Genomic DNA, 6,438 nt, shown 5'->3' with positions numbered 1-6,438 from the left:
CATTGCTGGGTCATGTGCAATTAATAATTATGTAGATCGTGACATTGACCATTTAATGGAAAGAACGAAAGCACGACCAACCGTTACTGGGAAAGTAATGCCAGTAAAAGTTCTTACATTAGGTATTTTACTCATAGGACTGGGAACACTGTCTTTATTCTTTACTACAATGACTGCAACAGTTATAGGACTGCTTGGAGTTTTTAGCTATGTTTTCCTATATACCCTATGGTCAAAGCGGCAATTGGTTTCCAATACTATTATCGGAAGCATTTCAGGCGCCGTGCCGCCGCTTATTGGATGGGCAGCAGTTGATGCAAATCTAGATATCATGGCGTGGTCATTGTTTGTATTAATGTTTGTTTGGCAGCCACCGCATTTTTATGCTCTAGCGATGAGAAGAGTGAAAGAATATAAAGCAGCGGGAATCCCAATGTTGCCTGTTGTGAAAGGGTTTAAAACTACAAAAATTCACATCATTCTCTGGGTTGCTGCACTTCAACCTATCCCATTTTTTCTTACCAAGTTAGGAATCCCATTTCTAGTTCTTGCTATCCTATTAAATATCGGGTGGTTGGCATTAGGGATTTATGGATATAGAATCAAAGATGACATAAAGTGGGCAAAACTAATGTTTGTTTACTCTTTGCAATATTTAACTATTATTTTTGTGGCAATGGTTATCGTTACATTAATTTAGTTTTGCAAATGATTGTTTCTGGATGGAATTACAGGGACAGTCATCCTACATACTTCTTTGATCCACCAAATGTTTTTAAGAATTTATTAGTGAAAGAGGGGTTTGATAAGCTATGAAAAGGCTTGCAAAATGGCGTTTATTTTCGTTATTTTCGATTTTAGCGCTTGTACTCTCCGGATGTGGCGAACCGTTCCTTTCCACGTTAAAGCCTGCCGGTGAAGTTGCGAAAACGCAATATGATTTAATGAAGTTAAGTACTTTAATCATGGTTGGGGTTATTGTTATTGTCGCGATCATTTTCGTTTTGATCTTGGTCCGTTTTAAAAGAAAGGATGACAGAATCCCAAAACAAGTAGAAGGAAGTCACAAATTGGAAATTATTTGGACTGTTGTGCCGATTCTTTTACTATTAATTCTTGCCGTTCCGACTGTAGCTGCAACCTTTAAACTTGCAGATGTATCACCAATGGATAAGAAAAATACAAAGGCGCTTATTATTAACGTCCGCTCTCATTTATACTGGTGGGATTTCGAATATCCAGGACAGAAGATTGTGACAAGTCAGGACTTAGTTGTTCCAACGAATGAAAAAGTATATTTTAATTTAAAGTCAACCGATGTTAAACATTCATTCTGGATTCCAGCTGTTGGTGGTAAACTTGATACCAATCCTGAAAATGTTAACAAGTTCTGGTTAGAGTTTGATAATAAGAGTGCAAATGAAGCCGGAAATCTTTTTTATGGAAAATGTGCAGAGCTTTGCGGACCATCTCATGCTTTGATGGACTTTAAAGTAAAAGCAATCAGCAGGGACAAATTTGATGCTTGGGTTGCTTCCATGCAAAATGTTAAGGAACCACAAAAAGCTCAAAGTGCTGTTGCTGCTCAAGGTCAAGAAATTTTTAATAAAAGCTGTATTGGCTGTCATGCTGTAACACCATCAAACAAAATGCCTGATACAGCACGTCTGGCACCAAATTTATCAAACTTTGGTGAACGTTCTCGTGTTGCTGGTGTTTTGGATCATAATAAAGAAGAATTGAAAAATTGGATCCGTAACCCGGAAACATATAAGCCTGGAAACATGATGACAGGAAAATACCCTGAAATGTCTGAAGACCAGCTTAATGCGTTAGCTGAATATTTAATGAGCTTAAAGGTTCAGCAATAAAAGGGGAATTGGTTGAAAGGGAGGTAAAATTGTGAGTACCTATGCTCAAAAAAAGGGATTTGGGGCAACTTTATGGGACTTTTTAACAACTGTTGACCATAAAAAAATCGCCATCCTATATCTCATTGCAGGTGGATTTTTCTTCTTAGTTGGCGGATTAGAGGCAATTTTTATCCGCATCCAACTTGCAGTGCCGAATAATGATTTTGTGAGTGCCGGATTATTTAATGAAATTATAACAATGCACGGAACAACGATGATTTTCCTTGCTGCAATGCCACTTGTATTTGCATTTATGAATGCGGTAATGCCATTACAAATTGGGGCACGCGACGTTGCGTTTCCATTTGTAAATGCACTGGGATTTTGGTTATTCTTCTTCGGGGGAATTTTCCTAAACCTATCATGGTTCTTAGGTGGTGCTCCTGATGCAGGGTGGACATCCTACGCGTCATTAGCACTTCACTCAAAAGGACATGGTGTAGACTTTTATATCTTAGGTTTACAGATATCTGGTATTGGAACCTTGATTGGTGGTATTAACTTCCTTGTTACCATCATTAATATGCGTGCTCCTGGTATGACGTATATGAGAATGCCTTTGTTTACCTGGACTACATTTGTTACTTCAGCACTTATTTTGTTTGCATTTCCTCCATTGACAGTTGGTTTAGTTCTAATGATGTTTGACCGATTATTTGGAGCGAATTTCTTTGATGTCACTTTGGGTGGAAATACGGTTATTTGGGAACATCTTTTCTGGATCTTCGGTCACCCAGAAGTATATATTTTAATACTTCCAGCTTTCGGGATTTTTTCAGAGATTTTCCCGATTTTCTCCAGAAAGCGTTTATTTGGATATTCATCCATGGTATTTGCAACTGTATTAATTGGTTTCTTAGGCTTCATGGTATGGGCTCACCATATGTTTACAACAGGTTTAGGTCCTGTAGCTAATGCCATTTTCGCAGTTGCTACAATGGCAATTGGTGTTCCGACCGGAATTAAAATATTTAACTGGTTGTTAACAATGTGGGGAGGAAGTGTAAAATTTACCACTCCTATGCATTGGGCAATGGCGTTTATTCCATCATTTCTTGCTGGTGGGGTTACAGGGGTAATGCTAGCCTCTGCAGCAGCCGACTATCAATATCATGATACTTATTTCGTTGTTGCTCACTTCCATTACGTTATTGTGGGTGGTGTGGTATTTGCAGTCTTTGCAGGTACACATCTATATTGGCCAAAAATGTTTGGAACAATGTTGAGTGAAGTTTTAGGTAAAATTACTTTTTGGTTGTTCTTTATCGGATTCCATTTAACATTCTTTATTCAACATTTCTTAGGTTTATGGGGAATGCCGCGACGCGTTTTCACCTACCTTCCTGGACAAGGGTTTGACACTGCTAACATGGTTAGTTCTATAGGTGCAGCGTTTATGGGAGTAGCTGTTATTGTAATGCTACTTAACATCATTATAACATCTGTGAAAAATGTTAAAGTTGGAAACGATCCATGGGGCGATGGAAGAACATTAGAATGGGCCATTCCTTCACCACCACCGTTTTATAACTTTAAGCAGCTTCCACTTGTTCGTGGGTTAGATGCGTACTGGTTAGAAAAAATGGATGGTAAAAAAGGAATGACTCCAGCAGAACCGCTTGGTGATATTCATATGCCAAATTCATCGTTCTTACCGTTTATGATGGCGCTAGGCTTATTCATTGCCGCTTTTGGTGCCATGTATCATGTTAATGATAAGGCGTGGGCATTACCGGTAATGATCATCGGATTATTAGTAACTTTTGGTTCTATGTTCTTACGTTCAGTAAAAGACGATCATGGATTCCATATTCACAAAGAGGAATTAATGGATGATGATGATAAGGGGGTTAAGGCATAATGCACGCTGATGAAAAATTTACCTATGAAACATGGCCTGCAGCGCCGGAAAAATCAACCCTTGAATCCAAAAATAAATTCTTAGGTTTTTGGTTTTTCCTAGGGGGAGAGACAGTTCTGTTTGCCTCCCTCTTTGCCACATATCTTGCTTTAAAGGATAAAGTTCCTAGTTCAAGTCATCCTTTAGCAAAGGATTTATTTGAATTACCGTTAACTTTTGTTGCTACGATGCTTCTCTTAACTAGCTCGTTAACAAGTGTTTATGCAATGTATCATATGAAAAACTTTGCTTTCAAAAAAATGATGGTTTGGCTTGGTCTTACAGCCCTTTTAGGTGCAGGGTTCTTGGGGCTTGAGGTTTATGAATTCACCCATTATGTACATGAAGGACATACATTTACAAGCAGTGCTTTCGGTTCTGCATTCTATACCCTAGTAGGTTTTCACGGGGGGCACGTTGCGTTTGGTTTACTATGGTGTTTAACATTAATGATTCGAAACGCGAATCGTGGCTTGGACCTATACAATGCGCCAAAATTCTATGTATTTAGTTTATACTGGCATTTTATCGACGTTGTTTGGGTATTTATCTTTACAGTAGTATATTTAATGGGAATGGTGGGATAAACTGATGGCAAATCAACAATTAAATTCAGGAAACCCAAGAGTTGACATTGAATATCGCCGCCGGAAAAATGCAGAAGAGATGAGATATCAATTGGTATCTTTTGCCTTGATGATCTTCTTAACTCTAATTGCTTTTGCAGCTGTAGCTATTAAAGGGTTTACTTCTTGGTTTACAATACCATTTATTATCCTTCTAGCTGTTGTTCAAGTTATTTTCCAACTATATTATTTCATGCATATGAGCCATAAAGGGCATGAAGCTCCATCGCTCTTTTTATACTCAGGCGTGTTGGTTGGTGCCATAACTATTCTTACCTTTTCAACTATCATTTGGTGGTAATATGTCAAAAAAAGAAAATCGGCTAATGGCCGATTTTCTTTTTTAAGAGCACTAAAATGGAAAATTTCATTTCTTTGCGAATCATTTTGACCAAGGGTATAATATTGTTAACAATTCTTTTACATCAGAATGAGGTGATTTGGGTGCTTACATTAGATATATTTGGTTTTAAAGCACTTTGGAGCCCGTACTTTTTGCTAATTTTAATAGGACTTACGACTGGGTATTTTCTCCTAACTATAAAATACAGGAGATTGTTTCCAGATAGTGAGCCGTTAACGAAAACACAAGGCGGATTATTTCTTTTATCGATGATTCTTCTTTATGCCATTAAGGGATCTCCAGTCGATTTATTAGCGCATCTTATGTTTTGGGTCCATATGATTCAAATGGCTGCATTGGTGTTGGTAGTACCACCCATTTTAATCCTAAGTATCCCGAACTGGTTTTGGAGAAAAGTATTCACTATCAGAACTATTAATTCCGTGTTTAAGGTTTTAACAAAGCCGTTAATTGCATTAATTATCTTTAATGGTTTATTTTCCTTTTACCATGTTCCAATCATTTTTGACCATGTAATGCAAAATGCTTGGTTGCATGCAGGATACTCCATCCTTTTATTTTTCGTTGCAACTTTCATGTGGTGGCCTTTGCTTAATCAATTACCAGAGCATCAGACATTAACCGGACTGAAAAAGGTTGGTTATATTTTTGCAGATGGAATCCTGTTAACACCAGCGTGTGCGTTAATCATTTTTGCGGATACACCAATGTACTCTACTTACTCTGATCCTCATGTTTGGGGAGAAGTGATGAGACTATGTGTCGGTACTGCAAACTTTGAAAGCTTAAATTTGAGTGGTCCCCAGCTTTTCAGCTCAATGTCATTAATCCACGATCAGCAGTTAGGTGGAGTGTTAATGAAGATTATTCAAGAAATCATTTATGGGGTCATCCTTGCGCATGTTTTCTTTGAATGGTACAAAAAGGATCAAGCAGATAACGAACAGGAATTGAAGCAGCAATCACTAAATCCATTACTTATTAAATAATCTCCCATCTTCCAGGGAGATTTTTTTTAAGGAGGCCAGATTTTTGGGTAAACCCGTTGAAAAGTAAAGTTGTTTGAACTACTATTATTCTAGAATAAAAGAAAAGAGAGGACGTTTAATGAATTCCTTACCCATTTTGCCAACGATCAGTACCTCGTTTATTGTTTTAAGTGCTATTACTGTTGCAATTGGATGGTGGCAAATAAAGCAGAGAAAGATTGAGGCTCACAAAAAGACTATGTTTTTGGCAGCAATCTTTGCGGTTATCTTCTTTATTATTTATGCTTCACGAACAATTTTTATTGGTAATACCTCATTCGGAGGACCAGATAATATTAAAATATATTACACGATTTTTTTAATATTTCACATCACCCTTGCAACAACGGGAGCTGGTTTCGGAATTGCATCCATCCTGACGGGATACAAAAATCAGCTTGCTATTCATCGCAAACTTGGTCCGGTAACTAGTTTCATTTGGTTTTTTACGGGGATTACAGGAGTTGCCGTATACCTGCTGTTATATGTATTTTATCATGGTGGGGAAACCACTTCGATGATCAAAGCAATTCTAGGACTGTAAAATATAGTCTTTAGCTGCCCTGTATACAAAAAAGACGCATGAAATTCATGCGTCTTTTTTGTA

The 6,438-nt window shown here is 37.7% G+C and carries 7 protein-coding genes; all 7 read left to right on the top strand.

The annotated features are described in order from the left end of the window. Positions 1-700, top strand: a 700-nt coding sequence (cyoE, locus tag V7137_RS22230) for a heme o synthase (protein ID WP_335700092.1), incomplete at its 5' end; no start/stop codon positions are given. A 112-nt stretch (positions 701-812) separates the two neighbouring features. Then, entirely contained in the window at positions 813-1,871 is a 1,059-nt protein-coding gene (gene coxB / locus V7137_RS22225) for a cytochrome c oxidase subunit II (protein ID WP_335700091.1), read from the top strand. Between the two features lie 31 nt (positions 1,872-1,902). After that, the gene (ctaD, locus tag V7137_RS22220; RefSeq protein ID WP_335700090.1) at positions 1,903-3,774 is read left to right on the top strand and encodes a cytochrome c oxidase subunit I; all 1,872 of its coding nucleotides are present in this window, start codon (positions 1,903-1,905) and stop codon (positions 3,772-3,774) included. Continuing rightward, the gene (locus V7137_RS22215) at positions 3,774-4,400 is read left to right on the top strand and encodes a cytochrome (ubi)quinol oxidase subunit III (RefSeq protein ID WP_218345740.1); all 627 of its coding nucleotides are present in this window, start codon (positions 3,774-3,776) and stop codon (positions 4,398-4,400) included. Before ctaD ends, V7137_RS22215 begins: the two co-directional genes overlap by 1 nt. A 4-nt stretch (positions 4,401-4,404) precedes the next feature. Then, the gene (gene ctaF / locus V7137_RS22210) at positions 4,405-4,740 is read left to right on the top strand and encodes a cytochrome c oxidase subunit IVB (protein WP_335700089.1); all 336 of its coding nucleotides are present in this window, start codon (positions 4,405-4,407) and stop codon (positions 4,738-4,740) included. Between the two features lie 143 nt (positions 4,741-4,883). Then, entirely contained in the window at positions 4,884-5,792 is a 909-nt protein-coding gene (gene ctaG, locus V7137_RS22205) for a cytochrome c oxidase assembly factor CtaG (protein ID WP_335700088.1), read from the top strand. 118 nt (positions 5,793-5,910) lie between these two features. After that, positions 5,911-6,375 carry a DUF420 domain-containing protein gene (locus V7137_RS22200; protein WP_335700087.1) on the top strand — a complete coding sequence of 155 codons (465 nt, stop codon included), beginning with the start codon at positions 5,911-5,913 and terminating at the stop codon, positions 6,373-6,375. The last annotated feature ends 63 nt before the right edge of the window (positions 6,376-6,438 follow it).

It is taken from the genome of Neobacillus drentensis, assembly GCF_036962765.1.
Taxonomy (GTDB): domain Bacteria; phylum Bacillota; class Bacilli; order Bacillales; family Cytobacillaceae; genus Neobacillus; species Neobacillus drentensis_C.
The sequence above is the reverse complement of the archived record's forward strand: the minus strand, read 5'-3'. Positions and strand labels throughout refer to the sequence as shown.